Below are 13,771 nucleotides of genomic sequence, written 5' to 3' on the forward strand. Positions count from 1 at the left end.
CCCGGGACGGCCGCCAGCGGCGCGGCGAACCACGTTTCCGTCCGGATCGGCTGGATGCTTTGGGAAAAATTGGAGCGGGCGAAGGGGCTCGAACCCTCGACCCCGACCTTGGCAAGGTCGTGCTCTACCACTGAGCTACACCCGCATCCTGTGTCGGTCGCGTGACGCGCCGGCAACGGCTGTCCTATGCCAAAAGCGGGAGGGGAATGCAACAGCTACCGGCAGCATAGATTCGGTTCTTGAGGCCCCATATGGAGCCTGAATGCGGCGAAATGGCCCGAAAGTGCCCCGGAACCGGCGAATCGGCCGCAATGGATTGAAATTCGGCCGTCGCGGCCCAATTTAGGAGCCGACAGCGAGCATAAGGTGTGGCGGCGTGCTAAAGACCCGCCATTCCGGACATAGACGAGGGGATCCCGTGACGATCATCGACCAGGGTAACGGAGCGGCGGGCCCGGCTGCGGCCGATCTGATCAAGGACACCACCACCCAGACCTTCGTGAAGGACGTCATCGAGGAATCGAAGCGCCAGCCGGTGCTGATCGATTTCTGGGCGGAGTGGTGCGGCCCCTGCAAGCAACTCACCCCTCTGCTCGAAAAGGCGGTCAAGGCGGCCAAGGGCAAGGTCAAGCTGGTCAAGATGAACATCGACCAGCACCCGGCGATCCCGGGCCAGATGGGCATCCAGTCGATCCCGGCCGTGATCGCCTTCGTCAACGGCCAGCCCGCCGACGGCTTCATGGGCGCGGTGCCCGAGAGCCAGCTCAACGCCTTCATCGAAAAGCTGACCAAGGGCATGACCGCGCCGGGCGAGCCCAATATCGCCGAGATCCTGCAGGAGGCTGAAGCCGTGCTCGCCGAGGGCGATGCGGCGGCGGCGGCGCAGATATACGCCGAGGTGCTTCAGCATGATGCCACCAACATCGCGGCGCTCGCGGGCCTCGCAAAATGCTATGCCGTCTCCGGCGCAATGGAGCAGGCCAAGCAGACGCTCGCCATGGTGCCGGAATCCAAGCGCAACGACCCCGCGGTGAAGGCCGTACAGACCGCGATCGATCTCGCCGAGCAGGCGCAATCGCTCGGACCGGTCGCCGAGCTGGAACAGAAAGTCGCCGCAAACCCGCTCGATCATCAGGCCCGATTCGACCTCGCGACCGCACTGAACGCGCAAGGCAATCGTGCGGCCGCTACCGAACAGCTGCTCGCGATCGTCAAGCGCGACCGCAAATGGAACGACGACGGCGCCCGCAAGCAGCTGGTGCAGTTCTTCGAAGCCTGGGGCGGCACGGATGATGCAACCGTCGAGGGACGCAAGCGCTTGTCGACGATCCTGTTTTCGTAGGCGCGGTTGACCAAGTCAGCGGGGACCGGGACCAGATGCCGATCAACATCGAATATCGCGGACCCGCCGACCTCCCGGAGATCATTCCGGTGTTTCCGCTGCCGGGCGCGCTGCTGCTGCCCCGCGGCCAGATGCCGCTCAACATCTTCGAGCCGCGCTACCTGTCGATGGTCGACGATTCCTTCCGCGACGGACATCGCCTGATCGGCATGATCCAGCCTGATGTCGCGCACTCCCCGAAGAATTCCGACAAGCCGACGCTGTTCCGCGTCGGTTGCGTCGGCCGCATCACCCAGCTCGCCGAATCCGGCGACGGCCGCTACATCCTCGAGCTCACCGGCGTCTCGCGCTTCAAGGTGGTCGAGGAGCTCGAGGTGCTCACCGCGTACCGGCAGTGCAAGGTGGATTTCTTCGCCTTCGTCGATGACTTCACCGCGCGCATGGGCGAGGACGAGGTCGACCGCGAGGCGCTGCTGGCCGTGCTGGCGGACTTCCTGAAGGCCAACAATCTCAAGGTCGACTGGGAAGGCGTCGAAAGCGCGCCCAACGAAGCGCTCGTCAACGCGCTGGCGATGATGTCGCCCTATGGCCCCGCGGAGAAGCAGGCCATGCTGGAGGCGCCCGACCTGAAGACCCGCGCCGAGATTCTGATCGCGGTGACGGAGATGGACCTCGCCAAGAAGCGCACCAGCGGCGATCCTCCGCTGCAGTGAGGATGCGGGTGCTCACGCAGCGCAGACGGCTGCCTTGTCACCTCGCTTGGCACCTCGCCGCAACATTTTCGCAATGGCGGATGCGGGCATCGGCCGACCGAAGTAGTAGCCTTGCGTTTCGACGCATCCCTCTTCACGGAGGACGTCCAGTTGCTCCTTCGCTTCGACGCCTTCGGCGGTCGTCGTCTTGCCGAGGCTGACTGCGAAGCGAACGACTGCTCGCGCGAGATGGTGCGCGTCTGCCCTTGCGCTGGACAGTTCGCTGACGAAGCTGCGGTCGACCTTGATTTTGTCGAACGGGAATCTCTGCAGAAAGCTCAGCGATGAATAGCCGGTGCCGAAGTCGTCCAGGGCGATTCGCACGCCGAGCTCGCGCAATTGACCAAGTGCTGCGAATACGGCTTCGCTGTCATGCATGATCACCGTCTCGGTGACCTCGAGCTCGAGCCGGTGTGGCGCAATTTCCGAGCTCGCCAGTGCATCGACAATGACCGGAACAAGCTCCTTGCTCCTGAATTGAGCGGGAGACAGGTTGATCGCGATCTTGAGATGGGCAGGCCATTTGGCGGCTTCCGCACAGGCCGTCCTCAAGATCCATTCTCCCAGCGGCACGATCAAGCCGGCCTCCTCCGCGAGCGGTATGAATTCGCCGGGCAAGACCAGACCACGCCGCGGGTGGTGCCAGCGCAGCAAGGCTTCGAAGCCGCGGATCTCGCCGGTCGCGGTATTGACGAATGGCTGGTAGTGCAGCTCGAATTCGCGGCCAGCAAGCGCATCCCGCATGTCGCGCTCCAGGTTGCGTCGCGCATGCATGAGCTGGTCGAGTTCCGGCTCGAAGAAGCGGAATGCGCCACGTCCACCACTCTTGGCCGAGTAGAGGGCGAGATCCGCGCTCTTCATGAGCCCGTCGGAATCACTGCCATCGCGCGGCGCGATGGCAATGCCGATGCTGGTGCCCACCGTGACCCGGTGATCGCCGAGATCAAAGGGTTCGCAGAGCGCCTTTCTGATGTTCTCGGCGAGGGTGGCGGCCTCGACGGCCGGGTTGGTCACGTAGTCGATCACGGCGAACTCGTCGCCGCCTAGTCGAGCGATCAGCGCGGTTTCCGTGGTGCACTCGCGCAGACGCGCCGAAACGGCGCGCAGCAGGGAATCGCCTGCCGGATGTCCGAGCGTGTCGTTGACTTCCTTGAAGCGATCGAGATCGAGCATGAGCACGGCCAGATCGACGCCGCCGCTACGCGTAACCGCAATGGCGTGCTCCATCCGCTCCCTGAGCAGCACGCGATTTGGCAGATCGGTCAACGCATCGTGTTGCGCCATATGAGCGATCCTGGCCTCGGACCGGCGTTGTTCGGTGACATCAAGATGCGTGGCCACCCACCCGCCGCCGGCCATCGGCTGTCGCGTCACGCAGATCAACCGACCATCCGTGAACTCGTCGATTCTGCTCGAGACTGCATCGAACGGCAACGCGGCCAATTTCGACAGGAACTGCTCGGCTGCGCCCTCGCTGGTGTCGCTCTTGAGAATGCCGGTCACGACGCGATGCCTGATGATGTCGGCGTGCGGGGTCCCCGTTCGCAGCAGCTCTGGTGGCAGCCGATAGAGCAGGGCATATCGCTCGTTGCAGACCACAAGTCGCCTCTCCGCATCGAACATGCAGAGAGCCTCGACCATGTTGTTGATGGCCGTATCAAGCCTGAGCTTCTGGTCCTGCAGTTCGTTCTGCGAGCCTTCGAGCTGCTGCCGGGCAACCGAGAGCTGGTTGATGATCTCCTCGAACCTGGCGGTCCGGGTCGCCAGGCGACGATCGGCCAGCACGCCGACCAGGCTCATTCCCAGCACGGATAGCGCCACACCGGCGATAGCAAGCGCGAGGAGGGCCGGAGAAAGCGAAAGGCTATCCGTCGTCGCTCGCGTTGGATCTGGCGTGATCTGCACCGCCCCCATGGCCGTGAAATGATGCGATACGATCGCGAGTGTCAGCAGGATTGCCGCCGCAAGGGTGCCCCGGTAGCCCTGGTACATGAGCGCGACAGCCAGCGCGGCGCAGCCGAGACACATGCCTAAAATGATCGAGACGAACACGAGGTCCACCGACCAGACGACTCGACCCGGCACCTCAAGTGCCCACATCCCGAGATAGTGCATGCTGGCAATGCCGCCGCCGATGATGACGCCCCCTGCCATCGCGCGCCACCGGCCGGAGGTGCCGACTGCAACGCCGAAACCGACCGAGGTCAGGAGCATTGCCGCAGCGAGAGAAAACGCGGTCGGCACGATGCCGTAGCCCGTTGGAACGCCCGGCTCGTAGGCGAGCATCGCGACGAAATGCGTTGCCCAGATGCCGTATCCGATGGCCGCGCCGGCAATCGTGATCCAGATCCACCGCGTTCTTGCGCGCGTCGCGATCGCACGATGAAAGATGCTGACCGCGACAATACTTGCAGCGAAGCAGACCAGACCAGCGAGTACAACGAGCCGCCAATCGTGCTCGACCGCAAGGCAGGAGAAAACGCGGAACATCCAGCAGCGCTCCATCGTCGATAGTTATCGATGGTGGATCGGCTAACCGCCATTCACGTTAATTTTGTGCCGTGCCTGATTGCATGCTTACCGGCATGTTAACGGTACTCGTACAACTCGATCTGACGAACGGCCTGAGGCCATGCCGCGACCGTGCCGGCTGCAGGACGCGTGCATCGATCGGCAACGATATTTTTAGGAATGGCCGCGGATGCGCTTGCGTCCGGTGATCATCGCGCGGACCAGGCTCTCGCGCTGGAGTAGCCCCATCAGCACCACGCCCACGACGTGGACCACGACCAGGACGATGACCGCATCCGATGAATAATGGTGGGTGTCTTCGACCCACCAGACGCCGAAGAAGGTGGTGGTGACCGACATCGCTCCCGTGATCGTCGAGACGGCGAGCGCAGCCAGCAGCGCCACCAGCATCAAGGTGCCGGCGGGATTGAGCCCGATGTAGCGGCCGGTGATGCCGCGGCGCAGATTCCAGAGATAGCTTGGCGCCGCCCGAAGCCTTACGCCGACCATCCGGAAGCGCGAATAGCGGCTTCCCAGGAAGCCCCAGACCAGGCGAAAGACGAGAAGTCCGAGCACCGCATAGCCGACGATGCGGTGAGTTCGGTCATAGACGGTGGGCGTGAACCACGCGGCCAGAACGCTAGCCGCGAGTGCCCAGTGCCAGAGGCGCAGCGGGAGGTCCCAGACCGCGACCGTCCGCGAAGCGGTTCGATCCGCGGGGGGCCGGTCGGCCCCCCCGCGCGCTTTTGGCATCGCTTCTTCGATCAAGCGAAGACCATCCTCAAGCCTTGTTTTGCGCGGATCAATTCGCGCGGTCTACTTGGCGATCGTGTGCTTCAGGCTGAGATCTTCGGGGCTGTAGAACAGCTCGTAAAGCTTGCCTTCCTTGACGCCGTAGACCTCATAGCAGGAGCCTTCGATCTTGGAGCGCCGCACCTCGTAGCCGAGTGCCTTGGCCTTGGCTTCGGCCTCGCTGGCCGGCTTCCACGACGCCTTGTCGAGCTTGGTGCAATCCTTGAAACCGTCGGCCATGGCGGCCGACCCCATGCCCATTCCAACCGTCAGTGCAATGGCAACAACACGAATGACCTTCACGAACGTCTCCTCCTCTGTCGTGCGCGCTACGCGAGCCGCGAAGCCGGACTGAAGGAAGCAAAGGTGATGGTGAAGTCAATCCGGTACGGGGCCAATTGGATTTAGAGTTCTTCTAACGACCGGCAAAAGATCAGTGCTGTCCGCAGGCAGCCCGCATTCGCAGTGGCGCTGCGGCCTTACGCCTCACGGCCGGGATGAACGGCCGACTTCGCCAATTGCGCTAGGCCGCACTTCGCATTCCCGGTGAGTGGCGCTGCAGCCAGTCCGCCCAGCGCAGACGTCCGCGCACGCCCTGGCTGACGGCAAAGCCCATGCCGCTTTCGCCTCCGCCGGGACGCATCCATGCGTCGCTCGTCGACGCTCAGTAGCCGGCGACCGTCATCGCCACGACGGCGCTGAGCGCCATCCAGCCGAAATGCCGGCCTCGCGTGGCCCAGGCATTGGCGAAGGCGGCGAAGCCGAGCACGCAGGCGAGCGTGATGACGATCCAGTGCCGCGCCGACTCGGACGCCATCCAGGGAGTCGCGAGCAGCAACACGCCGCCGCCGATCCACGCCACGGTCGAGGTCTGCCAGACCAGGCGGATCAGGGTGCGGAGCCGTTCCGGCTCGATGCGGGCACGGGCGAAGACCTTGGTCTCGCCGAGGACGCCATGAATGAGGGCTACGGCGATGGTGGCGAGGCCGGCGCATTCCAGCAGGAGATCACGCATCATCATCTCTCCATACAGTTATGTATGGAGACGTAGGCGCTGGCCTGCGGCCTGTCAATACACTAGTGTATGGTTGGCCTCCGGGAACCCGACATGACCGAACAGCTCTCCGCCGACGACTGGATCAAGGAAGGTCTCAAGGCGCTCGCCAAAAGCGGCTTCACCGCGCTCAAGGCCGATCCGCTGGCAAAATCCATGGGCGTGTCGCGCGGCAGCTTCTATTGGCATTTCGCCGATCTCGGCGCGTTCCAGGCCACCGTGCTGAAGCGCTGGCGCGAGATCGCGGCCGAGCAGATCATCGCAGACGTCGAAGCCGCCGGCGACGACCCGCTCAAGGCGCTGCTACGGAGGTCGTTCGGTGCGCGGCTCGAGCTCGAACGCGCGGTGCGCAATTGGGCGGCCTTCGATGCGGCCGCGCAAGGGGCCGTGCGCGCGATCGACCGCCGCCGGCTCGACTATATCGAGGGGCTGCTGGAAAAACGCGGGCTCACCCCGGCAACCGCGCAGGCCCGGGCGCAGATCCTGTATTGGACATTCCTCGGCTTCGCCCTGTCAGGCGCGCCGGTGCCGGCAGCACGGCTGCAGTCCCTGCTCGACGAGGTCTTGACGATGGTCTCCGCGTAGATTTCTTATCTTGACGCATTTTCTTTGCGCAACCGGTAACCTACTGCGCCGGAAAACGCTTTGGCAGCCGCGATGGGCGGGCGCGGATTTCTGTGCTAGAGGCTACCGATTGCCGGAGACTCCAATGAACGCGTCCACCGAACGTCCTGAAGCCAGCGTCGATCCCAAACTGCTGGAAATTCTCGTCTGCCCGCTGACCAAGGGCCCGCTGGAGTTCGATTCTGCAAAGCAGGAGCTGATCTCGCGCAGCGCCAAGCTGGCTTATCCGATCCGTGACGGCATCCCGATCATGCTGCCGGAAGAGGCGCGCAAGATCGATTGATGATGGTCGGGTAGCCCGTTGTTGCGCGATGACCGCGCGACACACTCGGTGTCGTCCTCGCGAACGCGGGGACCCATAACCACAGAGAGCGGTTGCGGAGCGAAGTGACAACTCCGAGTCTTCGCCAAACCACTCCCTGTGGTTATGGGTCCCGGATCTGCGCTTCGCTTGTCCGGGACGACAGCGGAGATTAGCGCCAGCGCCCCTTACAACGCCTCGCCCTTCAGCAGCCGCGGCACCTCGCCCGTCAATCCCGCGGCCTGGCGGATGAAGAGGTTCTTCAGCGGCGGGGCGCGATCGACGAGGCCGAGGCCGATGTCGCGGACGGTGCGCAGCAGCGTCGACTGGTTGGAGAACAGGAAGTTCAGCGAGTTGGTGGCAACGCCCATCGCCATGGTGTCGAAACGGCGCCAGCGTTGGTAGCGCTCGAGCACGTCGGCGGCGCCGAGATCCATGCCGAGCCGCGCGGCATCGACCACGACCTCGGCCAGCGCCGCGACATCCTTCAGGCCCATGTTGAGGCCCTGGCCCGCAATGGGGTGGATGACATGGGCGGCATCGCCGACCAGCGCGAGGCGGGTGGCGATGAAGGAGCGCGCGACGAAATAGGACAGCGGAAAGGCGCGCGGCTTGTCGAGCGCCTTCACTTCGCCGAGATGCAGGCCAAAACGCTGCTCGAGCTCGGCGTGAAACTCTTCGTCGCTGAGAGCAATGATCCGCGCGGCCTCAGCTCGCCGCTCGGTCCATACCAGCGACGAGCGTTTTCCCGACAGCGGCAGGATCGCGAACGGGCCCGCCGGCAAAAAATGCTCTTCGGCGCGGCCCTCGTGATCGCGCTCATGGCCGACCGTGACGACGATGCCGGATTGGTCATACTCCCAGCCATGGGTGGCGATGCCGGCGCGCTCGCGCAGCTTTGACCTTGCGCCATCGGCGGCAACCAGCAGGCTGGCCGCGATGACGCTGCCGTCCCCGAGCGTCACGTCGATGCCCTCGGTGCGCGCATCGTAGGATGCGACCGTGGTGGCGCGCAGATCGATGCCCTCGGCCTCGGCACGCACCACCAGCGCATCGATCAGGCGGCGGTTCTCGACCATATGCGCGAAGGGCTCGCCCGGCGCGACATCGCCGGCAAAATTGAGGAAGACCGGACGGGTGGCATCCTCCAGCTTGGAATCGGTGACGACCATGTCGAGGATCGGCTGCGCTTCGCTCCTGACGTCGTCCCAGGCGCCGATCGCCTCGAACAGGCGGCGGCAGGCGGCCACAATGGCGGTGGCGCGGGGGTCGCGGCTTGGCCGGGTGGCGAGCGCGGGATCGCCGACGATGACGGGAATCTCGGGCCCGAGCCCCTGTCGCAGCGCCAGGGCCAGCGCAAGCCCTGCAAACGCGCCGCCACCAATGACAATGCTACCCTGTACCGACATACCCAAATTCCCGATCAAATCCTGGTCTTGCTAGCAGACTTGAGGTGGGCGAAACAGTGCGGTGAAACAAGGGCGGAACGGCCCATTGTGGACCATCCGCCCCGGAACGACGGCGAGAAAGCTCACTCCATGTCCAAAAGCCTGATCGACCTCATTTCGATCCTCGATCTCGAGCAGCTCGAGGTGAATCTGTTCCGCGGCAACAGCCCGAAGACCAGCTGGCAGCGGGTGTTCGGCGGCCAGGTGATCGGGCAGGCGATGGTCGCGGCCTGCCGCACGGTCGAGGGCCGGCTGCCGCATTCGCTGCACTGCTATTTCGTCCTGCCGGGCGATCCGCAGATCCCGATCATCTACCAGGTCGAACGCCTGCGCGACGGCAAGAGCTATTCGACCCGCCGCGTCACCGCGATCCAGCACGGCAACGCGATCTTCTCGATCATGGTGTCGTTCCACGCCGAAGAGGAGAGTGCGTTCGACCATCAGGACAAGATGCCCGACGTGCCGCCGCCGGAGAAGCTCACGGCGGAGGAGGTGGCGAAGCAGCCGATGTTCAAGGAGATGCCGGAGTTCATCCGCCGCTACTATGAATCCGATCGTCCGATCGAGTTGCGCCCGGTCGAGCTCGGTCGCTATTTCGGCCAGAAGATCGACGACGGCCGCATTCACGTCTGGATCAAGACCGCCGCGAAGCTGCCCGACGATCCAGCGCTACACATGTGCGCGCTCGCCTACGCCTCGGACTTCTCGCTGCTGGACGCGATCATGGCACGCTATGGCCGCACGCTGTTCGACAAGCGCATGATGCCCGCCAGCCTCGACCATGCGATGTGGTTTCATCGCCCGTTCCGCGCCGACGAGTGGCTGCTCTACGCACAGGATTCGCCGAGCGCGCGCGGCGGCCGCGGCCTGACCCGCGGCTCGATCTTCAAGCCGGACGGTACGCTGGTCGCCTCCGTCGCGCAGGAAGGCTCCGTGCGCGAACGCAAATCCTAAGCCGTTGCCCTCGCGCGCTCGACGAGCTCGAACTGCGCCATGGTCCACGTGAAGTACCAGCCCAGCAGCCACGGAATCGGAATGATCAGAAGGCAGCCGAAGCCGAATGCGAGGGTTCGCCACAATAGCTGAAGGCCCGTGCCGACGAATATCATCTCGCGCCGCGTTCCCGCGATGTTTCGGCAAATCCAGCGCATCCATGCGGCCATGACCCAGGCCCAGCCGATGATCGTGAACATGGCGAGGAACATCAGGAGCTGCCAGCCGATGAAGGCCCAGGGGCTCCCGTCGAACGTCATCGGAATCGGCTGACCGTTCGAGCTGAGATTGGCAATCACCCAGCGCATGACCATCCAGGACAGGAAGGCCTGGAGCGGAATCGTCGCAAGCTGAAAGAGGTCGTGGACGAGACCCACATAGCCCGCCAGCGCAAGCGCGACGAAGACGTACCAGATATCGCCGACCTGTCCGGTGAAGCCGATGTTCGGCCGCTGCGGAACGTGGACGCGCGGGAAGAGCCAGCGGTAGTAGCCGGTGGCGATCCAGGGAGCCGGCACCACGACGGCGTTGCCGACCACCAGCAGGATGCACCATCCCAGGAACGGCCACAGCGGCAGGTCCACCGACAGCCGGCCTCGCGCGTCGCCGCTCGAAGCCACCGCCGGTGATGCGCCGGGCACGAGACCGGGGACCGCGCCGGCCTTCTGCCAGCCGGTCATCCCCTCGGCCCAGACCAGCGTATCCGATCGCACGATTCCCCGCGCGATCAGATCGCGAAACTGCGCCTCCGGAAACGGACCCTTCTGCTGGCCTTCAGATGCGTGAAACCAGATTCGATTGGACATCCTGGCTGCTCGCTACCGAAAGCCAGCAGCCGTTACATGCGCGACTGCGCGCCCCGCGGAGCGAGCTCGGTCTGCGACGCGAACCAGTTCATGATCCAGCGATACACCCACGGAATCGGGATGATCAGGCTGCACAGGATCGCAGCCACGATGCCGCGCCAGAGGATGTCGAGACCGCTGCCCTTGAACACGATCTCGCGCCGCGTGCCTTCGATGCTGCGGCAGAACCAGCGCATCTGGGCCGCGGCAACCCAGGCCCAGCCGATGATGGTGATGATGGAGATCGCAAACAGCAGGTTCCAGCCGATATAGGCCCAGACCGAACCGGTAAAGCTGAGAGCGAGCGGCTGCCCGTTGGAAGCAAGGTTTGCGATCATCCATTTGATCAGCAGCCAGTAGAGCACGATCTGGACGATGAACAGCAGATTGGAGAGCAGCTGGCTGCCGACGAAGCCGAGCGCGATCGCCAAAACGATGAAGCCGAAGAACCAGGGCACCAGCGTCATCGCGTTGCCGGTGAAGCTGAGATTGGGCCGTCCGGGAACCTTGATGCAGGGCACGATCCATTTCGTGTACCAGACGAACAGCCACGGCACCGGGATCACGAAGCACGAGCCGATCACGAGCACGAGCGTGCGCCAGGTGAACTCGAGAATGCTGAAATCGACCGACAGCGACCCTCCGCCTCCGCCGCCGGCATAGCCACCGGAGCCCATCATCGGCGGGCCGCCGGCCGGGATCACCGGGGGCGCACCGCCGCCGCCGATCAGGCTGGGAATTTCGACAGCCTTCTGCCAGCCGGCCATGCCCTCGGACCATACCAGCGTATCCGGGCGCACGACGCCCTGGGCGACGAGATCGCGGAATTGCCCTTCCGGAAAGGGCCCCTGCTGCTTGCCCTCGGATGCGTAGAACCAACTCGCCATGAAGCGTCCCCCTCAAACATACGTTTGTACCGGCCGGGACGCTTGGGTTCACCGCATCCATGCCAAAAATGCATTGTGAAGGATGAACGGCTGCCCTGTACAGAGGCGGCCGTTCACATGGCCAGACGTTTTTCCGCTTCAGTCTGCAACTTTTTTATGCCATTTGCCCGGAAAGATGCCAGATTGACGCTGCGCCGGGGACATACGGCGCGGCGCATCCCGGGGAATAGGCCTGACCATGAAACTCGTCGTCGCGATCATCAAACCCTTCAAGCTCGATGAGGTCCGCCAGGCCCTGACGGCGATCGGCGTCCACGGCATGACCGTGACCGAGGTGAAGGGTTATGGCCGGCAGAAGGGCCACACCGAGATCTATCGCGGCGCCGAATATGTCGTGAACTTCCTCCCGAAGCTGCGCATCGAGATCGCGGTCGCCTCCGACGTCGCCGACAAGGCGGTCGCCGTGATCACCTCGACCGCGCGCACCGGGCAGATCGGCGACGGCAAGATCTTCGTCACGCCGATCGACCACGCGCTGCGCATCCGTACCGGCGAAACCGACAGCGACGCGCTCTAGATTTTTGTTTTGACGCGTTTTCCTGGCGCGAACCGGTATCCGCTTCGCTCGAAAACGCCCTGATACACCTTCTTCGATCGCGCCGGGCAACGACGCCACAGCGTGCGACGTATTTCTATGCTGGGGGAACGACATGGCGGGATATTTGCGCCGCGCAGCTGCCATGGCTGCGCCGATCGGACTTGCGCTGGTCATGGCCGCGCCGGCGCAAGCGGCGGCCTCTGAGATCAACACCGCTGACACCGCCTGGATGATCGTCGCCACCGCGCTGGTGCTGATGATGACGATCCCGGGGCTCGCGCTGTTCTATTCCGGCATGGTGCGCAAGAAGAACGTGCTCGCCACCATGGCGCAAAGCCTCGCCGCGGTGACGATCATCTCCATTCTCTGGGTCGCGTTCGGCTATTCGCTGTGCTTCGTCGGCGACGGCCCGTGGATCGGCACGCTCGACCGCTGGTTTCTCGCCGGCATGACCATGGACAGCGTCAACCCGGCGGCGAAGTCCATTCCGGAAGCACTGTTCATGCTGTACCAGATGACGTTTGCCATCATCACGGTGGCGCTGGTCGCGGGCTCGGTCGCAGACCGGATGCGGTTCTCCGCCTATCTCCTGTTCTCCGTCGCCTGGTTCATCTTCGTTTACATTCCGCTGGCGCACTGGGTGTGGGGCGGCGGCTTCCTCAACAGCATGGGCGTCTTGGATTTCGCCGGCGGCCTCGTGGTGCATCTGTCGGCCGGCACCGCCGGCCTCGTCGCCGCCAAGGTGATGGGGCGCCGTCACGGCTACGGCTCCGAAAATCTCTCGCCGTTCGATCTTTCGCTCGCGGTGATGGGCACCGGGCTGTTGTGGGTCGGCTGGTTCGGCTTCAACGGCGGCTCGGCGGGCGCGGCCAATTCACGCGCGGTGATGGCGATCATCGCCACCCATCTTGCCGCCTGCGCCGGTGCGCTGACCTGGGGCGCGATCGAATGGTCGACACGGCGCAAGCCCTCCGTGCTCGGTATGATCTCCGGCGCGGTGGCCGGGCTCGGCACCATCACGCCGGCCTCCGGATTCGTGGCGCCCTGGCACGGCATCGTCATCGGCATCATTGCGGGTGCGGTCTGCTATTGGGCCTGCACCTGGCTGAAGCACCGCTTCAACTATGACGATTCGCTCGACGTGTTCGGCGTCCACGGCATCGGCGGCCTGACCGGGACCCTGCTCGCCGGCGTGTTCGCAACCAGCGCCATCGGCGGCACCGCCGGCCTGCTGGAGGGCCACCCGCAGCAGCTCCTGATCCAGTTCTATGGCGTCGCCGTCACCTTCGTCTGGTCGGCTGGCGTGAGCTTCATCCTGCTCAAGCTGGTCGGCCTGTTCGTGCCCTTGCGCGTATCCCGTGAGCACGAGCTCGAGGGGCTCGATATTTCGCAGCACGGCGAAGCCCTGCAATAGGCGGCGGCGCTACGTAATTACCTCTGAGCTGCCCGACGCATGAGCAATATTGTGTCGGCAGCCTGTCATGCTCGCATTTTGAGCAGGCCTGACCACGTTTTGGGCGCGACGGAATAGCGCACTGCACCGCAATACCCGCCCACCGCGAAAACACCCGTTTTCATAGTCCGTTAGGCACCGCGCCCGATCTGGCACGGCATTTGATTCTAC

14 protein-coding genes and 1 tRNA gene are annotated in these 13,771 nt (G+C 64.2%); 7 read left to right on the top strand and 8 right to left on the bottom strand.

Annotation, left to right across the window (positions count from 1 at the left end):
* Positions 1-70 precede the first annotated feature (70 nt).
* Positions 71-145: transfer RNA gene (locus XI04_RS28760), tRNA-Gly, on the bottom strand.
* 273 nt (positions 146-418) lie between these two features.
* Here XI04_RS28760 and trxA point away from each other — a divergent pair.
* Both trxA and XI04_RS28770 read left to right on the top strand, forming a co-directional pair.
* Positions 419-1,342, top strand: a complete 924-nt coding sequence (trxA, locus tag XI04_RS28765) for a thioredoxin (protein ID WP_028139348.1) — start codon at positions 419-421, stop codon at positions 1,340-1,342.
* Between the two features lie 35 nt (positions 1,343-1,377).
* Complete coding sequence (locus XI04_RS28770) at positions 1,378-2,055, top strand: LON peptidase substrate-binding domain-containing protein (RefSeq protein WP_018323574.1); 678 nt, start codon at positions 1,378-1,380, stop codon at positions 2,053-2,055.
* A 12-nt stretch (positions 2,056-2,067) separates the two neighbouring features.
* Here XI04_RS28770 and XI04_RS28775 read toward each other — a convergent pair whose 3' ends face one another.
* The 4 genes from XI04_RS28775 to XI04_RS28790 all read right to left on the bottom strand — a co-directional run bounded on the left by XI04_RS28775 (position 2,068) and on the right by XI04_RS28790 (position 6,412).
* Positions 2,068-4,584, bottom strand: coding sequence for an EAL domain-containing protein (locus XI04_RS28775; RefSeq protein WP_271623869.1), 2,517 nt, complete (start codon positions 4,582-4,584; stop codon positions 2,068-2,070).
* A 195-nt stretch (positions 4,585-4,779) separates the two neighbouring features.
* Positions 4,780-5,358, bottom strand: a complete 579-nt coding sequence (locus tag XI04_RS28780) for a cytochrome b/b6 domain-containing protein (RefSeq protein WP_095424569.1) — start codon at positions 5,356-5,358, stop codon at positions 4,780-4,782.
* Positions 5,359-5,421: 63 nt separating this feature from the next.
* On the bottom strand, positions 5,422-5,700 hold the full coding sequence (locus XI04_RS28785; protein ID WP_018323571.1) for a PepSY domain-containing protein: 279 nt from the start codon (positions 5,698-5,700) through the stop codon (positions 5,422-5,424).
* 361 nt (positions 5,701-6,061) lie between these two features.
* Entirely contained in the window at positions 6,062-6,412 is a 351-nt protein-coding gene (locus XI04_RS28790; protein WP_152102134.1) for a hypothetical protein, read from the bottom strand.
* A gap of 93 nt (positions 6,413-6,505) precedes the next feature.
* On the opposite strand from XI04_RS28790, the gene XI04_RS28795 reads away from it, so the two are divergent.
* Positions 6,506-7,036 carry a TetR/AcrR family transcriptional regulator gene (locus XI04_RS28795; RefSeq protein ID WP_028139352.1) on the top strand — a complete coding sequence of 177 codons (531 nt, stop codon included), beginning with the start codon at positions 6,506-6,508 and terminating at the stop codon, positions 7,034-7,036.
* Between the two features lie 124 nt (positions 7,037-7,160).
* On the top strand, positions 7,161-7,358 hold the full coding sequence (locus tag XI04_RS28800) for a Trm112 family protein (RefSeq protein ID WP_028139353.1): 198 nt from the start codon (positions 7,161-7,163) through the stop codon (positions 7,356-7,358).
* Positions 7,359-7,564: 206 nt separating this feature from the next.
* On the opposite strand, the gene XI04_RS28805 is transcribed toward XI04_RS28800, so the two are convergent.
* A complete protein-coding gene (locus tag XI04_RS28805) occupies positions 7,565-8,785 on the bottom strand; it encodes a ubiquinone biosynthesis hydroxylase (RefSeq protein WP_271610596.1) in 1,221 nt (406 codons plus the stop codon).
* A 129-nt stretch (positions 8,786-8,914) separates the two neighbouring features.
* Here XI04_RS28805 and tesB point away from each other — a divergent pair, with 129 nt between their 5' ends.
* Positions 8,915-9,778, top strand: a complete 864-nt coding sequence (gene tesB / locus XI04_RS28810; RefSeq protein WP_018323567.1) for an acyl-CoA thioesterase II — start codon at positions 8,915-8,917, stop codon at positions 9,776-9,778.
* On the opposite strand, the gene XI04_RS28815 is transcribed toward tesB, so the two are convergent.
* Entirely contained in the window at positions 9,775-10,623 is an 849-nt protein-coding gene (locus XI04_RS28815) for a DUF4339 domain-containing protein (protein ID WP_271610595.1), read from the bottom strand. The two genes, tesB and XI04_RS28815, sit on opposite strands and share 4 nt — an antisense overlap.
* A gap of 32 nt (positions 10,624-10,655) precedes the next feature.
* Complete coding sequence (locus XI04_RS28820; protein ID WP_028139356.1) at positions 10,656-11,549, bottom strand: DUF4339 domain-containing protein; 894 nt, start codon at positions 11,547-11,549, stop codon at positions 10,656-10,658.
* Positions 11,550-11,787: 238 nt separating this feature from the next.
* Here XI04_RS28820 and XI04_RS28825 point away from each other — a divergent pair, with 238 nt between their 5' ends.
* Both XI04_RS28825 and XI04_RS28830 read left to right on the top strand, forming a co-directional pair.
* Positions 11,788-12,126 (top strand): P-II family nitrogen regulator, encoded by a 339-nt coding sequence (locus XI04_RS28825; protein ID WP_018323564.1) that lies wholly within the window; start codon positions 11,788-11,790, stop codon positions 12,124-12,126.
* A 133-nt stretch (positions 12,127-12,259) separates the two neighbouring features.
* Complete coding sequence (locus XI04_RS28830) at positions 12,260-13,561, top strand: ammonium transporter (RefSeq protein WP_028139357.1); 1,302 nt, start codon at positions 12,260-12,262, stop codon at positions 13,559-13,561.
* Positions 13,562-13,771: the final 210 nt, after the last annotated feature.

It is taken from the genome of Bradyrhizobium sp. CCBAU 11430 (genome assembly GCF_028128855.1).
Taxonomy (GTDB): domain Bacteria; phylum Pseudomonadota; class Alphaproteobacteria; order Rhizobiales; family Xanthobacteraceae; genus Bradyrhizobium; species Bradyrhizobium ottawaense.